A 1,378-nucleotide genomic window follows, 5' to 3' on the forward strand; every position below is an offset into this window, starting at 1 on the left:
GATTAGTGCATGTCTTGAAGGACCCATCGCCGGCAAGCCGGCTCCTACAGGGATTTGAATTGTCTTGGAGGATCTTATGTTGAAGATTAATGGCGAACGCCTGTGGGCGAGTCTGATGGCGATGGCCGAAATCGGCGCCACCGCCCGTGGCGGCAGTTGCCGCCTGGCCTTGAGCGATGAAGACAAGGCCGGTCGCGAACTGTTTGCCCACTGGTGCCGCGAAGCCGGCATGACCCTGAGCGTGGACGCCATCGGCAACCTGTTCGCCCGCCGCGCCGGCACGGACCCGGACGCTGCGCCCGTGATGATGGGCAGCCATCTCGACACCCAGCCTGAAGGCGGACGCTTCGACGGCGTGTACGGTGTGCTCGCCGGCCTTGAAGTGGTGCGCTGCCTCAACGACCTCGGTATCCAGACCCGCAAGCCGCTGGAAGTGGCGGTGTGGACCAACGAAGAAGGCGCGCGCTTCACCCCGGCGATGTTTGGCTCGGCGGTGTTCACCGGCATCATGCAATTGGACGCGGCGCTGGCGGTGCGTGATGCCGATGGCATCAGCGTCGGTGATGAGCTGAAGCGTACCGGCTATGCCGGCGAGCGTCCGTTGGGCAGCGCGGTGGATGCGTATTTTGAAGCCCACATCGAACAAGGTCCGATCCTTGAAGACAACGCCAAGAGCATCGGCGTGGTCAGCGGCGGTCAGGCGATTCGCTGGCTCGACGTGCGGGTCGAAGGCATGGCCGCTCACGCAGGCACTACGCCGATGCCCCTGCGCAAGGATGCGCTGTACGGCGTGGCGCGGATGATTCAGGCGATTGAGAGTCTGGCCACCGATTTCGCCCCGGAGGGCCTGACCACCGTTGGTGAGTTGAGCATCAACAAGTCGTCGCGCAACACCATTCCGGGGTTGGTGAATTTTACCGTCGACCTGCGTCATCACCGCGACGACGCCATCGACGCGATGGAACAGCAAGTGCGTGCGCGGCTGCAGGCGATTGCTGACGGTCGCGGCCTCAACCTGACGATCACCCCGCACTGGATCAGCCCGGCGACACCGTTTGACGCGGACTGCGTGGCGGCGGTGCAACACGCTGTGGATGCCCTGGGCTACGCTCAGCAATCGATTGTCAGCGGTGCCGGGCATGACGCGATTCACCTGGCGCGGTTCTGCCCGACGGCGATGGTGTTCATCCCGTGTGTCGGCGGCTTGAGTCATAACGAAGCCGAAGACGTGCTGCCGGAAGACGTGCGGCAAGGCACCGACGTGCTGCTCAACGCCGTGCTGTCCCGCGCCGGCAGAACTGAATAAACCCGATCCCTGTAGGAGCGAGGCTTGCCCGCGAAGGCGTCAGCACAACATCGACGTTTGACTGACACACCG

The 1,378-nt window shown here is 63.7% G+C and carries 1 protein-coding gene; it reads left to right on the forward strand.

The features are described 5' to 3' along the window. The first annotated feature begins 76 nt into the window (after positions 1-76). Entirely contained in the window at positions 77-1,306 is a 1,230-nt protein-coding gene (locus KGA97_RS29420; RefSeq protein WP_223481984.1) for a Zn-dependent hydrolase, read from the forward strand. The last annotated feature ends 72 nt before the right edge of the window (positions 1,307-1,378 follow it).

The organism is Pseudomonas sp. BF-B-15 (genome assembly GCF_019946675.1).
Classification (GTDB): Bacteria; Pseudomonadota; Gammaproteobacteria; order Pseudomonadales; family Pseudomonadaceae; genus Aquipseudomonas; species Aquipseudomonas migulae.

Coding starts and splice junctions, on each gene's coding strand:
- KGA97_RS29420 (WP_223481984.1), top strand. CDS start 77: ATGTTGAAGATTAATGGCGAACGCCTGTGGGCGAGTCTGATGGCGATG.